16 protein-coding genes are annotated in these 17448 nt (G+C 66.3%); 11 read left to right on the top strand and 5 right to left on the bottom strand.

All coding sequences use genetic code 11. The features are described from left to right. Position 1: 1 nt before the first annotated feature. From OKW52_RS00220 to OKW52_RS00210, 3 genes are all read right to left on the bottom strand, one after another. Positions 2 to 1207, bottom strand: a complete 1206-nt coding sequence (locus tag OKW52_RS00220) for an FAD-dependent monooxygenase (RefSeq protein WP_264503916.1) — start codon at positions 1205 to 1207, stop codon at positions 2 to 4. A gap of 2 nt (positions 1208 to 1209) precedes the next feature. Continuing rightward, positions 1210 to 2385 (bottom strand): alpha/beta fold hydrolase, encoded by a 1176-nt coding sequence (locus OKW52_RS00215; RefSeq protein ID WP_264503915.1) that lies wholly within the window; start codon positions 2383 to 2385, stop codon positions 1210 to 1212. Positions 2386 to 2558: 173 nt separating this feature from the next. Beyond that, entirely contained in the window at positions 2559 to 3080 is a 522-nt protein-coding gene (locus OKW52_RS00210; RefSeq protein WP_264503914.1) for a VOC family protein, read from the bottom strand. Between the two features lie 75 nt (positions 3081 to 3155). Between OKW52_RS00210 and OKW52_RS00205 the strand changes: the two genes are divergently transcribed. The 10 genes from OKW52_RS00205 to OKW52_RS00160 all read left to right on the top strand — a co-directional run bounded on the left by OKW52_RS00205 (position 3156) and on the right by OKW52_RS00160 (position 12545). Beyond that, on the top strand, positions 3156 to 3866 hold the full coding sequence (locus OKW52_RS00205; RefSeq protein WP_264503913.1) for a helix-turn-helix transcriptional regulator: 711 nt from the start codon (positions 3156 to 3158) through the stop codon (positions 3864 to 3866). A gap of 157 nt (positions 3867 to 4023) precedes the next feature. Beyond that, entirely contained in the window at positions 4024 to 5115 is a 1092-nt protein-coding gene (locus OKW52_RS00200) for a DUF475 domain-containing protein (RefSeq protein WP_264503912.1), read from the top strand. Positions 5116 to 5208: 93 nt separating this feature from the next. After that, complete coding sequence (locus OKW52_RS00195; protein WP_264503911.1) at positions 5209 to 6069, top strand: viral aspartic protease; 861 nt, start codon at positions 5209 to 5211, stop codon at positions 6067 to 6069. Beyond that, positions 6050 to 7123 carry a hypothetical protein gene (locus OKW52_RS00190; protein WP_264503910.1) on the top strand — a complete coding sequence of 358 codons (1074 nt, stop codon included), beginning with the start codon at positions 6050 to 6052 and terminating at the stop codon, positions 7121 to 7123. Before OKW52_RS00195 ends, OKW52_RS00190 begins: the two co-directional genes overlap by 20 nt. A gap of 187 nt (positions 7124 to 7310) precedes the next feature. Beyond that, the gene (gene cysG, locus OKW52_RS00185) at positions 7311 to 8705 is read left to right on the top strand and encodes a siroheme synthase CysG (RefSeq protein ID WP_264503909.1); all 1395 of its coding nucleotides are present in this window, start codon (positions 7311 to 7313) and stop codon (positions 8703 to 8705) included. After that, positions 8705 to 9004, top strand: a complete 300-nt coding sequence (locus OKW52_RS00180) for a DUF2849 domain-containing protein (RefSeq protein ID WP_264503908.1) — start codon at positions 8705 to 8707, stop codon at positions 9002 to 9004. The genes cysG and OKW52_RS00180 overlap by 1 nt, the downstream gene beginning before the upstream one ends. Before the next feature lie 11 nt (positions 9005 to 9015). Next, on the top strand, positions 9016 to 10680 hold the full coding sequence (locus OKW52_RS00175; protein WP_264503907.1) for a nitrite/sulfite reductase: 1665 nt from the start codon (positions 9016 to 9018) through the stop codon (positions 10678 to 10680). Then, positions 10670 to 11380 (top strand): phosphoadenylyl-sulfate reductase, encoded by a 711-nt coding sequence (locus OKW52_RS00170; RefSeq protein WP_264503906.1) that lies wholly within the window; start codon positions 10670 to 10672, stop codon positions 11378 to 11380. The genes OKW52_RS00175 and OKW52_RS00170 overlap by 11 nt, the downstream gene beginning before the upstream one ends. Beyond that, the gene (locus tag OKW52_RS00165) at positions 11377 to 11754 is read left to right on the top strand and encodes a DUF934 domain-containing protein (protein ID WP_264503905.1); all 378 of its coding nucleotides are present in this window, start codon (positions 11377 to 11379) and stop codon (positions 11752 to 11754) included. The genes OKW52_RS00170 and OKW52_RS00165 overlap by 4 nt, the downstream gene beginning before the upstream one ends. Beyond that, complete coding sequence (locus OKW52_RS00160) at positions 11751 to 12545, top strand: ferredoxin--NADP reductase (protein ID WP_319800438.1); 795 nt, start codon at positions 11751 to 11753, stop codon at positions 12543 to 12545. Before OKW52_RS00165 ends, OKW52_RS00160 begins: the two co-directional genes overlap by 4 nt. Positions 12546 to 12591: 46 nt before the next feature. On the opposite strand, the gene OKW52_RS00155 is transcribed toward OKW52_RS00160, so the two are convergent. Both OKW52_RS00155 and OKW52_RS00150 read right to left on the bottom strand, forming a co-directional pair. After that, positions 12592 to 13854 carry an aminotransferase class V-fold PLP-dependent enzyme gene (locus tag OKW52_RS00155; RefSeq protein ID WP_264503904.1) on the bottom strand — a complete coding sequence of 421 codons (1263 nt, stop codon included), beginning with the start codon at positions 13852 to 13854 and terminating at the stop codon, positions 12592 to 12594. 104 nt (positions 13855 to 13958) lie between these two features. Next, positions 13959 to 16403, bottom strand: coding sequence for a hypothetical protein (locus OKW52_RS00150; protein WP_264503903.1), 2445 nt, complete (start codon positions 16401 to 16403; stop codon positions 13959 to 13961). Between the two features lie 208 nt (positions 16404 to 16611). Here OKW52_RS00150 and OKW52_RS00145 point away from each other — a divergent pair, with 208 nt between their 5' ends. Further along, entirely contained in the window at positions 16612 to 17247 is a 636-nt protein-coding gene (locus tag OKW52_RS00145; RefSeq protein WP_264503902.1) for a queuosine precursor transporter, read from the top strand. Positions 17248 to 17448 lie beyond the last annotated feature (201 nt).

Here is a 17448-nt window from a genome sequence, read left to right as displayed (position 1 = left end):
CTCAGGCCGGGATCGGCAGGCGCGTCGCGTCGTATTCGAACAGCCAGTCATAGCGCAGGCGGACCTTGTCCGGCTGCCATTCGCGCTCGACATAGCGCGGGGCCTCGACGGGATCGGCCAGCACCGGGTTGTGAAAGCGGTGCAGGTTGGCCTCGGACCCGGTGACGATGGCGGCTGTGCGTTCCGAGCGCAGGGCCTCATAGGTCTTGAGCGCGCCCTGCGGGTCGCCCGGCGCATCCTCAAGGCAGCGCGCCAGAATATAGCCGTCCTCGATCGCCATGATCGCGCCCTGCGCCAGAAACGGCAGCGTCGGGTGGCAGGCGTCGCCCAGCAGCGTCACGCGGCCTTGCGTCCAGTTCGGCAGCGGATCGCGGCTGACCAGCGCCCAGCGGAAGGGTTGGTCCAGCGTGTCGATCACCGCGTGGATCAGCGGGTTCCAGCCAGCGAAATCCGCCTTGCACTCGGCCTGCGTGCCCGCTTCGGTCCAGCTTTCGCTGGTCCAGGCGCGGTTTTCCACCAGCCCGACAAAATTGAGCAGCCGGTTGCCGCTGATCGGATAGGTGATCACATGGCCGCCCGGCCCGATCCAGTTGGTGCCCACCGGACGCTGCAATTCGGCGGGCAGAGCGTCCATCGGCGCCAGCCCGCGCCACGCCATCAACCCGGTGAAGCGCGCCTGCGGCGATTGCCACATCTGCGAGCGCAGCTTGGAATGCACGCCATCCGCACCGACCAGCACATCGGCCCGGATCTGCCGCCCGTCGGCCAGCCGGAGGGTGACGCTGCCGTCGTCCTGCTCGAACCCGACCGCCTGCGCGCCGGTGATCACCGCGTCGGATTTCAGCGCGCGCACGGCTTCCAGCAAGACCCGGTGCAGCTCGCCCCGGTGCACCATCCAGTAGGGTGCGCCGAAACGCTCGATGCTGTCAGCCCCCAGATCGAACAGCTTCCACGTCTGGCCAGTGTTCCACAGCCGCACTTCCTTGGCCGCCGCTTCGCAGACGATGTCCGCCAGCCGCTCTTCCAGCCCCAGCTCGATCAGCACGCGCGAGCCATTGGCCGCCATCTGGATGCCGGCGCCCAGTTCGGCCAGCACGGGGGCCTGCTCGAACACGGTCACATCAAAGCCGCGCTGCAACAGCGCCAGCGCGGCGGTCAGGCCACCAATGCCTGCGCCTGCGATCAGGATTGTCGGTTTCGCGCTCATTCTTAGCCCTCCAGCCCCCGCGCCGCGCACCAGGCGGCGACGGTGTCGATGCATTGGGTCAGCAGCTCGGGCTGGCCCAGATAGTAATGAGTCGCGCCCGGCAGCTCGACATGGGTTGTGTCCTGCGTTGCCAGCGCCGCGCGGATCGCCGGGTTATGCGTCGCGGGCACGGCATCATCGGCGCCGTTGACGATCTGCAGAACCGGTGCATCGGTGATGCGGGCGGCGTTCAGCGGGCCCTTGGCGTTGGACAGATCATAGCTCCACTGGCTGAGCCACGAGCGCAGCGAGGTATAGCGCGCCAACCCGACGGGGCCGACATTCACCGTCATCGGATGGCCCATATAGGTCCATTCCGGTTTGCGGCCGTTGGGGTCCAGCGTCGGGTCCAGCCAGCGCACGTCGCACATCGTGCGGTGCACGACAAAGGCGCGCTCGACCTCGGGCGTGCCGCGCGCTTTCAGCTCGGCCAGCAGCCCCTGCACCCAAGAAGTGATGCGCCGGTTGCGCGCGCGCTGCGCGTCGCGGAAGCGCGCGACGAACTCGGCGGAATAGGGCGGCTGGTGCGGGCAGTCGGGGGAATAGATGTCAAACTCGGGATCGCGCTTGTCGGGGTCGGTTTCATCCAGCACCGAGGGGTCCAGCCATTCGGTCAGCGTTTCGGCCCGGCTCAGGTGGGCGGCGATGAACACCACACCATCCGCCGGGCTCAGCCCCGCTGTGGTCAGGTCCACCGGGTCACCGGCGGGGGTGTGGGTGATCGTCGGATGCTCGGCCTGCGCCTGATAGAACAGCGACAATGACCCACCGCCGGACCAGCCGACCAGCACGACCTTGGCATAGCCCAGCGTCTCGCGCGCATGGCGGATCCACGCGCCCAGATCCAGCGCCACCTTCTCCATGATCAGCGCCGAGTCGTTCTTGGCATAGCGGCTGGCGGCGCACAGGACGTGAAAGCCCCGGTCGGCCAGCGCCATCGGCATCGGCAGCAGTTGCAGGGTCGAGGTCGGGTGCATGAACACGAACACCGTCCTGGCGTCGGCCTCGCCGCGCAGCAGTTGTCCCTCAAGGTTCACCATCCCCGAGTTTCCGGCGAAGCCGTAAACCTCGGTTGCTTTGACGTTCTCGGCAAACGAGACGATCTCAAGCTGGCGGCGCCAAGGGGCTTTTGTCTGCATTATCAAGATTTTCCGGCGATCCTGCGCCCGCAGGCATGGCCCTGCGTGGCGTTTGTTTTTGTTGAACGTGATTGTATTATTCCGAATAAAACGGCTGCGTCAACCAGTCACAGGCCCCCTGACATGCGAAAGGGGCCGCCCGCCGGGCGACCCCCTGACCGATCTGCGCGGTATCAGGCCTTTTGCGCCAGCAGCCGGGCTTTCTTGGCGCCCCATTCCTTGAGAATCCCGTGCGCCGCCTTCGCTTCCTGTTCCAGATACCCTGGTTCATCGACCCGCGCGGTCACTTCCAGCCGCAACCCGTTGGGGTCGAAGAAATAGATCGACTTGATGAAATGATGGTCCACCACCGGGGTCACATCGACCCCCGCCGCCTTGAGCCGCTCACCCATCGCTTCGACGGCTTCCACGCTCTCCAGCTCGACCGCGAAATGCATCACCCAGCCCGGCGTGTTGGGCGAGGGCAGGGGCATCTCGTTCTCGCCCAGATCAAAGAACGCGATGTAGGACCCATCGCCCATTTCAAAGAAGAAATGCGCATAGGGCTTTTCTTCGCCGGTCGAGGGCACCTTGTCGGCCATCATGCAGGCGACCAGCGGCAGGCCCAGAATATCCTCGTAAAACGCGCGGGTTTCCTCGCCGTCGCGGCAGGGAAACGAAAAGTGGTACAGACCCTTGATGGCGGGAATGCTCATGGCGGACTCCTTCTGTTGCGTTTGACACGCTAGCGGGGGCGGGCTTAGGCTGTGTCCCACTTCAGGGGGGACAACATGCCGGAACTCGATGCCTTTGCGCCGCTGGTGGCAAGCCTCGGCCAGCCCGGTTTCGCCCCCGCGCTGATGGCGCTGCTCCATGCCGAATGCGGGGCCGACCTGTGCTCGGTCTTTGCGATCGCGGGCGAAGGGGCCAGCGTGCTGGTCGCCGAAAGCATCGCCCCCGAACGCTCGGCCTTCGCCCGCGTTGCCTCGCTGCGTTACGCCCAACGCTACTGGCGGCGCGATACCTCGGCGGCCAGCACGCTGGGGCGGGCGCATCGGGCGGTGCAGGTGCTCAAACGCCCGGCGCAGGGGATTCTGGACATCGACTACCGCCACGAATGCTACACCGAGGGCGCGGTGGTCGAGCGGCTGTCGCTCTACCGCGCGGGGACGCCGGGGATCATCGCCAACGCCTACCGCGCCCGCGATTCGGGCCCCTTCACCCCCGACCATTTGCGCGCCTTTGCGGCGATGGCGACCCTGCTGCACGCGGCGCTCGCCCGCCACGCCGCGCTGGCCAGACCGCCCGAGCAACCCGCCACCACCCTCAGCTGGCGCGAGGCGCAGGTCGCCAGCATGACCGCCGACGGGGCCGAGCAACCGCAGATCGCCGAGGCGCTCAACCTCGCGCCCAGTTCGGTGATCACCTACCGCAAGCGCGCCTATGCCAAGCTGGGGGTCAGCAACCGCCACCAGCTGCGCGCGCTGTTGACGGGTGAGTGACGTCACGATCAGCGCCCTTTGCCAAAGGCCTGCGCAATGCTATATGACAGGCGTCCGCTTCGGCAGACAGCCAATCGGTGACCGGGCCCCTCTGGCGAGAGTAGCGGCGCTCTCGTGATGTCGGCACTGAACGCAAACAGCCGCGTGACGCATGTCCATGAACCGCAGGTCGACCCTCGCATCCGAGGCTACGCGCACGCAGGCGCATAGTAGCATATTCCGCTATTTCCGCTGGGCTTTCATCGTCACCGCGCTGGGTCTGGTGCTGGGCGCGGTGTTGGGCTGGCAAAGCACCGGCACCGTATCGGGCACGCTGGGCGTGTTCATCATCGTCGCCGTGCTGGCGGTGCTGGAAATTTCGCTGTCCTTTGACAACGCCATCGTGAATGCCAACAAGCTCAAGGACATGCGCCCCGAATGGCAGCGCCGGTTCCTGACCTGGGGCATCATTATCGCCGTTTTCGGGATGCGCATCCTGTTCCCGCTGATGATCGTGGTGATCGCCGCCCATATCGGCCCGTGGCAGGCGCTGGTGTTGGCCGCCACCCAGCCCGGCGAATACGCCCATATCATGCACGACGCCCATCTGCCGATTGCGGCCTTTGGCGGCACGTTCCTGATGATGGTCGGGCTGTCGTTCTTTTTTGATCACGAGAAGGACGTGCACTGGATGCAATGGCTGGAAAGCACCATGGCCCGCTCGGCCACGGTGCGCGGCATTGAAGTCGCGGTCGTGCTGATCCTCGTGCTGCTCTTTTCGCGCTTTCTGCACGGGGTTGAGCGGCATACTTTCATGCTCGCCGCTGTCTGGGGGCTGCTGACCTTTCTGCTGGTCGAGGTGCTGGGCGGGCTGCTCGACAGCACCCAAGGCACGCTGAAAACCGCCGCGCGGGGCGGGATCGGGGCGTTTTTGTATCTGGAAGTGCTGGATGCCTCGTTCAGCTTTGACGGGGTGATCGGGGCCTTTGCGCTCAGCCAGAACCTGTTCGTCATCGCCATCGGGCTGGGCATCGGCGCGATGTATGTGCGCGCGATGACCATCATGCTGGTCGAAAAGGGCACGCTGGCCGAATACCGCTATCTTGAGCACGGCGCCTTCTACGCGATCATCGCGTTGTCGGTGATCATGTACGCGCAATCGCTCTTCGCGATCCCTGAGGTCATCACCGGCCTGTTCGGCGCGGCGCTGATCGGCGTGTCGTTCTGGTCGTCGATCCGCTGGAACAAACGCTTTGCCTGCAAGGACTGACCCTGCGCCAAGCGTGCAACAGGCCACGATAAATCGGCAACCAACGCTTGCATCGCCTTCTTGCTGACATCGTTTGCCGGTAGGGGGGTGATCATGCGCCCGATCATCGCCCTTGCCCCGCTTCTTGCCCCGCTTCTTGCCCTGCTCGCCGCCTGCGGCGGCAGCAGTGCCCCCGTGACCGAACTGCCCGATGGGCGGGTCATTGATGTCGCCGGGTTCGAAAGCTACACGACCGACCACAACGGCTTCAGCCGTGTCCGTCGCAGCTATGCGACCGACGCCGATGCCGCCGTGATCGCCGGGTTCGAGGATGGCGATCCCTCCGATCCCGCCGGCTATCGCAACCTGATTGCGCTGAACGAGCAGCTCTACGGCGGGCGCATGAACATCGAGGTCATCGCCGAGGTCGATACCCCCGATGGCCCCGCGCAGCGCCTGCTGCGCCTGACCGCTGACGCGGCACCCTTTACCAACGTCGAGAACGGCGAACTGATCGCGGCCACCGGCCAATTCTTTCTGCGCGGATCGAATTTCAGCTGGGTGTCGATTGATGACGGCCCCTTGCTCAGCGGCGCGGATCAAGACGGTCTGGTCAACATGGTCATCGACTTTGACACCGAATCAGTCAATCTGAACCTGCGCACCGGGGTCAATGACGGCTCGGACGTGCGCATGGAGATCCTGGTTGAGGACATGCCGCTCAACATCATCACCGGTGGCTATGGCGGGGACATCACGATCCGTGTCTGGGACCCGGACAGCCCCGACATTCTGGACGTCGACGGCACGCTTTTGGGCAATCTGGCCGGTTCGCCGCGCTATGAGGATGATCAGCACGATCTGTCAACGGCGGGGCTCTATACCGCTGAGGGCACCGATACGGACACCGGCCGCGAGGTTCGCGTGGACGGGGTGTTCTTTGGTATGGATCCCAATGGTATCCCTGATCACTGACCGGCTGTGGCACGCGCTTGTCGCGGTGCCCATCGTCGTGCTGTTGGGGCCTGCGCCCGCGCTGGCCGATGCGATGGACCGCGCGCGGATGGCACCGCTCGCGTCGAGCGAACGGTTGCGCCTGTTCACCTATGGCCGCGCGCTGCAAACCCCGCATCCGCCGCAGGCCATCACCACCGCCATGCGCCGCACGATGGAGCGCACAGGCTTCTACCATCAGGGCGGCGGCATCAGCCTGCTGGGCCGGTCGCTGCGTTTCAGCCCGGTTGTGGCGTGGGATGACAACATCAACGGCGGCTATTTCAACGATACGCTGGATCTGTTCGGCCTGCAGTTTCTGGTCAGCCCCGACAATCTTGCGCGCGCCGGGTTCGTCTTTGGCGGGCGCGTTGAGGGCTCGGTCCGGCTGGCCTATGCCGAGGGGCGCTATCTGGACTTCTCCGCGCATACCGAGGCTGCATGGTCGCCGCGCCACGAGATCGGGCGCGCCAATGCCGCCCTGTCGGCCTGCGCGCGCAACCATGTGACCGGCTGGACCTTTGCCGATGTCTGCGTCACGGCCGGCGGCGGCTGGCGCGAGCTGTCCTCGGCCACCTCGACAGCGGTGTCGGCCACGGTCGCGCAGCTGTTCGCGGCGGGGGCGGGCACGCATGAAGTCTCGGTCGAGGTTGAGCGCCGCCAGTTGAGCGCGGGCGACCAGAACTCGGTCACCCTGGGCTGGGCCAGCATCTGGAACCGGGCCACCACCGATGTCAGCCTGACGCTGGGCGAGGCGATCCCCAACGCTTCGGCCACCCGCGCCCGGCTCACCGCGCGTACCAGCTGGATCTGGCACAACCGCCCGGTCACCCTGAGCGCATGGCACATGCGCTCAAGCGGCGGGATGCTGCTGGGCATGCCGCGTGAGGATCGGTTGACCGGCCTTGGCGTGTCGGTTCAGGCGCGTCCGGGGATGAGCGTGGATCTGATGCATCAGGTCACCCGGTCCACCATTTCGCTGTTCGATGAGTCGCGCACCGGCCTCACCGTGCGCTTTCAGCTGGGCAATCGCTGACCGCAGGCCAGACCAGTATTCCGCGCTGCGGCAAAGGGCCGGGATAATCGTCCGGTTCGCCCCGGTGTTGGAACAACTTCCTTCCACAAAGGCGATACGAGGGGCCAAAACCTCCTTGTTCGCCCGGATACCTTGCTAGAATCGGGAAAATTTTCCATCTTGGTGGTATCCAGCCGGAGACACCGCCATGCAACATTTCCCGATCTTTCTTGACCTTGCCGACCGTCCCGTCGTCATCGCCGGGAATGGCGCGTTCGCGCTGGCCAAGATGCGGCTGTTGTCCAAGACGCAGGCGCGTCTGGCGCTCTATGCGCCGGTGCCCGAGGCTGATCTGGAATCCGCCGCTGCCGAGCTTGCCGTTCCCCTGCACCGTCGGAGCGTCGAGGCAGCCGACCTCAGCGGTGCCGCGCTGGCCTATGCAGCGCATGGCGAGGCGGCGGCGGATGCCCGGCTGGCCGGGTTGGCCCGCGCCGCAGGGGTCATCGTCAACGTGGTTGATAACCTCGAAGCCAGCGACTTCATCACCCCCGCCATCGTCGACCGTGACCCGGTGACCATTGCCATCGGCACCGAGGGTGCTGCCCCCGTTCTGGCGCGCAAGATCAAGGCCGATCTGGAGGCGACGCTGCCAGTTACGCTTGGCCCGCTCGCCCGGGCTGGCAAGCTGTTTCGCCCCCACGCCGAGGCCCTGCCGCAAGGCCGCGCCCGCCGCGATTTCTGGGCGGACTACTACTTCAACACCGGCCCGCTGGTTCTGGCCGAGGCGGGCGAGGAACTGCTCGACCACGCCCTGCACGCGCTGCTCGACCAGCACCTGAACGCTGCCACCGAACCCGGCCGTGTCGATCTGGTCGGCGCTGGCCCCGGTGACCCTGAGCTGATGACGCTCAAGGCCCGCCGCCTGCTGGACGGGGCCGATGTGGTGATCCACGACCATCTTGTCCCCGCCGCGATCCTTGAGCTGGCGCGGCGCGAGGCGATCTTTGTCGGTGTCGGCAAGATCGGCTTCGCCCCCTCGACCCCGCAGGAAGACATCAACGCGGCGATGATCGAACACGCGCAGGCCGGTCACCGTGTGGTGCGCCTCAAGGGCGGCGATGCGTCGGTCTTTGGCCGTCTGGACGAGGAAACCGAGGCGCTCAGCGCCGCCGGGATCGACTGGTCTGTCACCCCCGGCATCACCGCCGCCAGTGCCGCCGCCGCCAGCATCGGTGCCAGCCTGACCCGGCGTGGCCGCAACAGCGACCTGCGCCTGCTCACCGCCCATGACGTCAGCGGCTTTGCCGATCACGACTGGCGCGCGCTGGCCCGTCCCGGTGCCGTCGCCGCGATTTACATGGGCAAGCGCGCCGCGCGTTTCGTGCAGGGCCGGTTGCTGATGCATGGCGCCGACGGGCAAACCCCGGTCACGCTGGTTGAAAACGTCAGCCGCCCGGATCAGCGCATCGTCACCAGCCGTCTGGACCAACTGCCCCAAGACATCGCCGAGGCGGCTTTCGCCGGTCCCGTCATCACCCTGTTCGGCCTGGCACCCGCCCGCGCCGCCGCTGTCCTGCCTGCCCTGATCGAAGAATTCGCCTGATGTCCCGCGCCCCCAAGACCCAAGTTGTCACCGCCAACGCCCTGATCGAGGGTGACGTCGCCTATCTGGCCGCCGGTGACAACTGGACCCGCCACCTGACGCAGGCACAGGTCTTCACTGACCCCGAGCTGGCCGAGGCCGCGCTCAAAGCCGCGTCCAGGCGCGATGCCGAGGTGGTCGGGTGTTATCTGGCCGAGGTCCGCCAGACCGCCCAAGGCATCGAACCTGCCCATTTCCGCGAGGATTTCCGCCGCCGCGGCCCCTCGAACTATGCCCATGGCAAGCAAGCCGCGGCCTGAGGAATACCAAAATGTACGTCTATGATGATTTCGACCGCGCCTTCATCGCCGAGCGCAACCGCCAGTTCCGGGGCCAGGTCGCCCGCCGCATCGACGGCTCGCTGACCGAGGACGAGTTCAAGCCGCTGCGCCTGATGAACGGGCTCTACCTGCAACTGCACGCCTATATGCTGCGCGTGGCGATCCCCTATGGCTCGCTCAACCCGTCGCAGATGCGCAAACTGGCCGAGATCGCGGATCGCTGGGATGAGGGCTACGGCCATTTCACCACCCGCCAGAACATCCAGTATAACTGGCCGAAGCTGACCGACGTGCCCGATATGCTGGACGCGCTGGCCGAGGTCGGGCTGCACGCGATCCAGACCTCGGGCAACACCATCCGCAACGTGACCTCGGACCATTTCGCCGGGGCGGCGGCGGATGAAATCGCCGACCCGCGCCCCTATGCCGAACTGATCCGCCAATGGTCGACCGACCACCCCGAATTCCAGTTCCTGCCGCGCAAGTTCAAGGTTGCGGTGACCGGTTCGGAAATCGACCGCGCCGTCACCCGCGCGCATGACATCGGGCTGCGCATGGTGCAGCGCGATGGCGAGACCGGGTTCGAGGTCATCGTCGGCGGCGGCCTTGGCCGCACGCCGATGATCGGCAAGGTGCTGCGTGATTTCCTGCCGGTCAGCGACCTGCTGCCGTATCTTGAGGCCGTGGTCGGCACCTATAACCTGCTGGGCCGGCGCGACAACAAGTACAAGGCGCGCATCAAGATCACCGTGCATGAGAACGGCATCGACACGGTCCGCGATCTGGTCGAAGCCCGTTTTGCCGAAATCGCCCCGCAGTTCGACGCGGGCAACACCCTGCAGCAACTCGACCGCCTTCAGCGCATGTTCCGCGCGCCTGATTTCCGCGCGGCCTCGGACCTTGCCTATCAGGCGGCCTATAACGCCGACCCGATTTTCCGCGCCTGGGCCGATACCAACCTGCACGCCCACCGCGACGCGGGCCACGCCATCGTCACCGTCAGCCTGAAAGCCCATGGCGAAACCCCGGGCGATGCGACCAGCGCCCAGATGCGTGTGATCGCCGATCTGGCCGAGAAGTTCGGCTACGGCGAGATCCGCATCAGCCACGAGCAGAACGTCATCCTGCCCCATGTCGCCCGCGCCGACTTGCCTGCCGTGCACAAGGCGCTCAAGGCGCAGGGGCTGGCCACGGCCAATGTCGGGCTGGTCAGCGACATCATCGCCTGCCCGGGCATGGATTATTGCGCGCTGGCCACGGCCCGCTCGATCCCGATCGCGCAGGAAATCGCCACGCATTTCGACGCGCTGAAGCTCGAGCATGACATCGGCCCGCTCAAGATCAAGATCTCGGGCTGCATCAACGCCTGCGGGCATCACCATGTCGGACATATCGGCATTCTGGGTCTGGATCGCGCCGGGGTGGAAAACTACCAGATCACGCTGGGCGGCGACGGGTCGGAAGACGCGGCGCTGGGCGAACGCACCGGCCCCGGCTTTGCCTATGACCAGATCGTCCCCGCCGTCGAGCGCATCCTGCGCGCCTATCTTGACCTGCGTACCAGCCGCGAGGAAACCTTCCTCATGGCCTATCGCCGCGTCGGTCTGGCCCCGTTCAAGGCCGCTTTGTATGAGGCCGAGAGCCATGCAGCCTGACCTGACCCGCCTCAACGCCCGCTACGAGGGCGACGCCGAAGGCGCGCTGCGCGTCGCGCTGTCGGGCGCTCTGGGCAAGATCGCCATGGTCTCCAGCTTTGGGGCCGATTCGGCGGTGCTGCTGCATCTGGTCGCGCAGATCGACCGCGCGACGCCGGTGCTGTTCATCAACACGCTGATGCTGTTCCCCGAAACGCTGACCTATCAGCACGATCTGGGCAAGCAGCTGGGCCTGACCGACCTGCGCGTCATCGGGCCGGACCGGGGCGAGCTGCTGGAAAAGGATGCCGATAACATCCTGCATCTGGCCGACACCGACAGCTGCTGCGATCTGCGCAAGACGCGGCCGCTGGAGCGGGCGCTGCAGGGGTTTGACGGCTGGATCACCGGGCGCAAGCGCTATCAAGGCGGGCTGCGCGCCAGCCTCGATCTGTTCGAGCATGACCCGGCGACCGGGCATCTCAAGGTCAACCCGCTGGCCGGGTGGAGCGCCAAGGATCTGGGCGACTACATGAATCGCCATATGCTGCCCCGGCACCCGTTGGTGGCGCGCGGCTATCCGTCGATCGGCTGCGCCCCGTGCACCGGGCCGGTCGCGGCGGGCGAAGACCCCCGCGCCGGGCGCTGGCGCGGGCAGGAAAAGGACGAATGCGGCATTCATATCGTGGATGGCCGCGTGATCAGAAGGCAGGCATCATGAGCGTGATCGTCACCGACCGGGGCTTCACCCCCGACACCCACAACGGCGACTGGTTCGACCTCGCTTCGGACATTGACCCCTCGGCGCTGGGCGACCAGCTCGATGGTGCGCAGGCGATCCGCATCGCGTTTCCGTCGTTCTCGGACGGGCGCGGCTTTACGCTGGCGGCGCGGCTGCGGCGCATGGGCTTTGCCGGGCGTCTGCGCGCGCAGGGTCATGTGATTGCCGACCAATACGCGATGGCGCGGCGCTCGGGCTTTGACGAGGTGGAAATCTCGGATGAGCTGGCTGAGCGCCAGCCTCAGGAACAATGGCTGTCCCGTGCCGACTGGCAGGGCCACGACTACCGCGCACGGCTGCGGAGGACTGCATGAACCAGATGACCAACCCCGACCTGCAAACCGTCACCAAAGTCACCCACTGGACCGACACGCTGTTTTCGTTCCGTGTGACCCGGCCCGCCAGCCTGCGCTTCCGCTCGGGCGAGTTCGTGATGATCGGGCTGCCCGGCGACAACGGCAAACCGATCCTGCGGGCCTATTCCATCGCGTCGCCGTCTTGGGATGACGAGCTGGAGTTTTATTCGATCAAGGTTGCCAACGGCCCCTTGACCAGCCGCCTGCAGCACGTCCAGCCCGGTGATCCGATCATCTTGCGGCCCAAGCCGGTCGGCACGCTGGTGCATGACGCGCTCAAGCCGGGGTTCCGGCTGTGGATGCTGGCCACCGGCACCGGCTTTGCCCCCTTCGCCAGCCTGCTGCGCGATCCCGAGACCTGGGAAAAGAACGAGCGGGTGGTGATGATGCACACCTGCCGCGAGGCGGGCGAGCTGGAATACGGCCGCAAACTGGTCGAGGATCTGCAGAACGATCCGCTGATCGGCGAACTGGTGGCGGGCAAGCTGCACTATTACCCGACGACGACGCGTGAGGCGGGGCCGTTCATGGGGCGGATCACCGACAACCTGACCTCGGGCAAGGTATTCACCGATCTGGGCCTGCCCGGACCGCTGGACCCCGAGATCGACCGCGCGATGGTCTGCGGTTCGCTGGCGTTCAACAAGGACGTGGCGGCGGTGCTGGACGGTTTCGGGTTGCACGAAGGGGCGAATTCAGCGCCGGGCGACTACGTGATCGAAAAGGCTTTCGTCGGCGACGGCGTGTGAGCGGATCCGCGTAGGGTGGGGTTTAACCCCACCTTACGCCACCGCCTCACCCCCTGGCGCTGATCGCCTCTTCCATCGCACTAAGCAGCTTCGCCACCTCAGCCTCGGTGTTGTAGTGGCAAAACGAGATGCGCACGCAATCGGGCATCCCCAGCGGCGTGAGCACATTGCCCGAATACTGATCCGCCTTGCGGATATGCACCCTGATGCCGCGCGCGCCCAGAAACTCGACCAGTTTCAGCGTGTCCCAGCCGTCAAGCCGCAGCGACACCACGCCTTCACGCCCCTCCAGCGCCGCGCCGCCGACCAGCGTAACGCCCGGCATCTCGGCCAGTCCGCGCAGGTTACCGGTGCCTGACATCAGCCAGCCCAGCAGCTTCGCCTCTTCCGCGTGGATCGCAGCACCTGCCGCTTCCAGCCGCTCGCGCCGGTCGGTGCTGGTCGAGAACTGCCCGCCCAGCCAGTCGAAATATGCCACCACATCGCTGAAGGTCGCATACGCGCCCGCATCGCGCGTGCCCAGTTCCCAGCTGGTCGGCCCGTTGCCGATGATCTGCTCATGGCTCAGCGCCGTCAGCCGGTCCGAGGCCCAGCCCACCCCATACCCATGCCGCGAGAACATCTTGTAGGGGCTGAGCGCATAAGCATCGATCCCGGCGCGGGACACATCGACCGGGCCGTGGCAGGCGTGCTGGATGCCGTCGACGATGATAAACGCCTCGGGCGCAACCTTTCGGATCGCCGCCGCAATCGCGTCCACATCCGTGGCCATTCCGGTGACGGGCGAGGTGTGGATGATCGAGGCCACGCGAATGTCGGGCCGCAGCGCCGCCTTGTACGCCTCGACGCTGACCACGCCCGTGGCATCGTCGTGCGCCACTTCGATCAGCTCGCGCCCGGTCACCCCGGCCCAATGCGTCATCGACGATCCCAGCGCCGGGTGTTCCAGCGTCGAGCGCAGCATGGTGCCGCCCGCCTGCGCCCCCACCGCCGCCGTGCGCACCAGCCGGAACAGCACCTCGGTCCCGCTTTCGCCGACGAAGACCTGACCCGTCGGCGCGTTCAGGAACTGGCGCATGTCCGCCTTGCCCTTGTCGATCGCGCCCATCAGGGTTTGCGAGGCAATGTTCGGGCGGCCCTGATTGTCGGGATAGCTGGCGTAAAGCGCCGAGGTCTCGACCACCGATTTCAGCCGCAGCGCGCCGCCCGCATTCTCGAAGAACACGCGCGGGCCCTCGAACGGGCAGGTGTCGATATGGGCAAAGCGGTCGCGCACGGCCTCGATCAGGCCTGGTTTGTCGGTGATCATCGCGGGGGTCCTGCCAGCAAGAGAAGGGTTCCTCTTGACGTGCAACGCCCCGCGCCGAATGGCAAGAGGGGGCGACCCGTGACAGGCCGCCCCCCGCGCATTGGTTATTTGCCGGGCGCTGCCGGGGCGGGCGCCGGGCTGTAAGGGATCGCGCCGGGCGCATGCACTGGCTCCTGATACGCCACCAACCCACGCGCCTGTGCGGCGAAGACGCCGTTCGGCCAAAGCTTGAGGAAGGTCCAGATCGCCTCGGGCCGGCCTTGTCCCAGTGCAGCGGCCCAAGCCTGCGTTTCGGTCAGGACGGGTGGCGTCATCGGGCGCGGCTCCGACACCTGCGGCATCGGCTCTGCGGCAACCTCGTCAAACGGCGTCACCCCCCGTTCACGCAGCCACTCGCGCGCAAGACGCGAGTTCAGACTGCGCGGGAAGCCCATGAGATACGCCTGCATCGTCTCGACCGACTGCTCGCTTTGCGCGAACTGCCAGGCCTGCGCTTCGGGGCTGGCGTCGCGGGCTGGCGGCGTCACGATCGCAGCCGGAGGCGTTGTCTCGGGCGCAGGCTCGGCTGTGGCCACCGGGTCTTTGCCACCCTCCGCCGGGGGCATCTGCGGCTGCGCGGTCGGTTCGGCCTGAACCGGGGGCAGGCTGACGCCGTCGGGCAATTCCGGCGAGCCGCTGAGGCTGGCAAGGAAGGCCGCCTCAAAGGCGGCGGCGCTCTCGGCCCCTTGCCCGACGCTGCGCAGGGCGATCCAGGGGGTCAGGCCGACGCCATTTGGGGCGTCCGCGATCAGGTAGACCATCTGCGTTTCGACCCCCTCGTCGATCTCGGTGCCACGGAAAACATGCAGCGTGCTGGTGCTCAGCGTCAGGGTCTCGCCGGTTGCGCTGAGCGGCATGTTGGCAAAATCCGACAGCATCGCGGGGAACTCGGGGTCACGGGGCGACGGGTGCGGCACGCGTTGCAGGGCCTCGGGGCTGAAGATCCGGATCGAAACTTCCTGCGCAATGTCGTCTGCGGCGTCACGGGCTTGCAGCCACAACTCCATGCGATCCACTTCGTCGCGCTCGCGGCGGACGGTCATCGTGTCCGGCACCGCAAAGCTCAGGCCGAAGCGTTCGCGCTGGACCCAGCCGGGGGGCAGGGCGCCGGGCATGGCATCCGGTGTCTGCGCGACTTGTGGCGCTTGCTCGGACATCTCCGGCGCAATCGCCGCACGCACCGGCGCGATGACCGCATCGTCGCACAGCGTGCTGCCCTCGGGCACGGCAAGCGTCAGCGAGTCCTGCAGCGTATCCAGCTCAGCCTCGTTCCCCGGCGCGGCCATCAAGGCGACCAGATAGGCCGGGCGACCGTCAACGCAGCGACGCGGGGCGATCACGCGGGCCGGGATACCATCCTCGGCGCTGGCAGATTCGTCGCTCAGACCGCGCGACGCCGGGCCATAGATCACCCAGACAGGCTGACCGCCGACATCGGCCTCGACCACGGCATCAATCCCGGCGAGCAGGCGCTGGACCTGCTGTTCAACCGGGCGGGACAGTTCCCCGGCGGCAATGCGGGCGGTGGGCACGGTGGGGGTTTCGGCATCGGCGAGATACAGGAACACGGCGCGCGGGTTGCGCAGCGTCTCATTCGCCACCTGATCCGGCGCAACGGCGACCGAGGCCAGACCGGCAATCAACTCGATTGAGTCGCGCGGGGAATCCATCGGCACCGACGCGGCGGCCGCCGCCTCGTCAGTCCCGGCGTCGGCAACCTCTGTCTCAGGTAATGCGGGTTCCACGACGGGCGCGTCTGCGCTGGCGATGGCCGTGGGGGGCTCAGGGGTGGCGTCGGCCTCGGCTGCGGCATCGGGCTCGGTGCTGTCGACCTGCGCCGTCGTGGGGGCGTCGGCGGTGTCGTCGCTTGCGCCGTCATCGGGGGTATCAACGGTTGCTTCCTCCACCGGCTCGGATGCCCGCAGGCTGGTGATGAAATCCAGTTCGAGCGCGCCCGCCACCTCGGCCCCAAGGCCTGCGCTGAACACGGCGATCATCAGGCCGGTGCCATCCTCGTCGGCTTCCTGCGTGACCATCAGCAGAAGGGTCGTTTCCAGCGGGGTGCCGTCAGCGCCGGGCGTTGTCCCGGTGCCGCGAAAGAGATGCAGCGCGCGCGCGCCAACCTGCACCACGATACCGCTGTCGGTAACGGGCATGTCCATCTGATCGCTGAGAAAAGCGGTATACTCGGGCGTGCCCGCGGGCGGGGCGAGGGCCAGAATGTCGGGTGACAACACCCGCAGACCGATGCGCGCGCCGACACCCGCGTCATCCAGATCAGCCACGGCATAGGTGGTCGCCGCGTCGCGGGTCACTGTCATGCCGGGGGGAAGGGCGAAGTCGACGCCAAAGCGGCTGACCTGTTCGGGTTGCGCGGTCTCGGCGATCGGGGGGGCGGTTACCGCCGTGTCCTGCGCGCGGGCGGGGCTTGGCGTCAGCGGCGCGAACGCCGCCAGAGAGACGGTGAGCGCGATCAGGGCGGTCGAACTGCGCAGCGTAAATACAGACATCAAAATTATCCTTCAGGGCAAAGGCAAATCTGCGGTCACGATAGCACTGATCCCCCCCATGCCTAGTCCCCAACCGGCGCGTGCGTTCACGCCTGTGTAACCACGCGCGCCGCACACCCCTTGCACCGTTGGCCTGCCGGGCGTAAAGAGCCGCGTCGCCCGACGGGTGGCCAAGTCCCCGACCACCTTGTCAAAACGGTTTCAGAACATGACCAGAGTCTACCTGCCCGGCATCCTTGCCATGGCCGCCATCGTCGTGGCTTCGAATATCCTTGTGCAATTCCTGCTGGGCAACTGGCTCACCTGGGGTGCGCTGACCTATCCCTTCGCTTTCCTCGTCACCGATGTGATGAACCGCGTCTATGGCGCAGCCGCCGCCCGGCGCGTGGTCTGGGCTGGTTTCGCCGTGGGCGTCGCCTGTTCGCTGATCGGCACGCAGATCATGCTGCAGGGCGACGGCTATACCTTCCCGGCTGTCACGCTGCGCGTGGCCATCGGCTCGGGCCTTGCGTTTCTGACCGCGCAGATGGTCGATGTCGCCGTGTTCAACAGCGTCTCGTCCCGCGTCTGGTGGAAAGCGCCTCTTATTTCAACGCTGATTGGCGCATCTCTGGACACGGCGATCTTTTTCACGATCGCGTTTTCGGTGCTGGCCGCGCCCCTCGATCCGGCGGCGGACGTTAGCTGGGCACAAGAGGTTTTGCCACTGCTGGGCTTTGGTCCGGGCGTGCCTTTGTGGGTGTCTTTGGGCTTTGCCGACTGGATGGTCAAACTGGCGCTGGCTTTGATCGCTTTGGTGCCATTTCGCGTCATCGTGCGAAAACTAACGCAACCTGTCGCTTAAAAGGTTTTGACAAACACCAGATATGTGCCACCATCGCCTTACGGTTCAACCCAGCGAAAGGAGGTGGTCCAGTGTCTAGAGTGATATTGGAGAGTGGTGTCGGGACAGTCAGAGGGGCGCGTGAGCTGACGGCAGTCTGACGGCTGCACCCCCTTGATTGGGCCTGGTTCTAACCGGCTCCATCTCCTGAAGCTCGTGAGG

It is taken from the genome of Pararhodobacter zhoushanensis, assembly GCF_025949695.1.
In the GTDB taxonomy this organism is placed as follows: domain Bacteria; phylum Pseudomonadota; class Alphaproteobacteria; order Rhodobacterales; family Rhodobacteraceae; genus Pararhodobacter; species Pararhodobacter zhoushanensis_A.
This window is presented reverse-complemented; position numbering and strand designations above follow the sequence as displayed.

Bases quoted from the DNA above. Each gene is read 5' to 3' on its own strand.
- OKW52_RS00220 (WP_264503916.1), bottom strand. From the start codon at position 1,207: ATGAGCGCGAAACCGACAATCCTGATCGCAGGCGCAGGCATTGGTGGC.
- OKW52_RS00215 (WP_264503915.1), bottom strand. From the start codon at position 2,385: ATGCAGACAAAAGCCCCTTGGCGCCGCCAGCTTGAGATCGTCTCGTTT.
- OKW52_RS00210 (WP_264503914.1), bottom strand. From the start codon at position 3,080: ATGAGCATTCCCGCCATCAAGGGTCTGTACCACTTTTCGTTTCCCTGC.
- OKW52_RS00205 (WP_264503913.1), top strand. From the start codon at position 3,156: ATGCCGGAACTCGATGCCTTTGCGCCGCTGGTGGCAAGCCTCGGCCAG.
- OKW52_RS00200 (WP_264503912.1), top strand. From the start codon at position 4,024: ATGAACCGCAGGTCGACCCTCGCATCCGAGGCTACGCGCACGCAGGCG.
- OKW52_RS00195 (WP_264503911.1), top strand. From the start codon at position 5,209: ATGCGCCCGATCATCGCCCTTGCCCCGCTTCTTGCCCCGCTTCTTGCC.
- OKW52_RS00190 (WP_264503910.1), top strand. From the start codon at position 6,050: ATGGTATCCCTGATCACTGACCGGCTGTGGCACGCGCTTGTCGCGGTG.
- cysG (WP_264503909.1), top strand. From the start codon at position 7,311: ATGCAACATTTCCCGATCTTTCTTGACCTTGCCGACCGTCCCGTCGTC.
- OKW52_RS00180 (WP_264503908.1), top strand. From the start codon at position 8,705: ATGTCCCGCGCCCCCAAGACCCAAGTTGTCACCGCCAACGCCCTGATC.
- OKW52_RS00175 (WP_264503907.1), top strand. From the start codon at position 9,016: ATGTACGTCTATGATGATTTCGACCGCGCCTTCATCGCCGAGCGCAAC.
- OKW52_RS00170 (WP_264503906.1), top strand. From the start codon at position 10,670: ATGCAGCCTGACCTGACCCGCCTCAACGCCCGCTACGAGGGCGACGCC.
- OKW52_RS00165 (WP_264503905.1), top strand. From the start codon at position 11,377: ATGAGCGTGATCGTCACCGACCGGGGCTTCACCCCCGACACCCACAAC.
- OKW52_RS00160 (WP_319800438.1), top strand. From the start codon at position 11,751: ATGAACCAGATGACCAACCCCGACCTGCAAACCGTCACCAAAGTCACC.
- OKW52_RS00155 (WP_264503904.1), bottom strand. From the start codon at position 13,854: ATGATCACCGACAAACCAGGCCTGATCGAGGCCGTGCGCGACCGCTTT.
- OKW52_RS00150 (WP_264503903.1), bottom strand. From the start codon at position 16,403: ATGTCTGTATTTACGCTGCGCAGTTCGACCGCCCTGATCGCGCTCACC.
- OKW52_RS00145 (WP_264503902.1), top strand. From the start codon at position 16,612: ATGACCAGAGTCTACCTGCCCGGCATCCTTGCCATGGCCGCCATCGTC.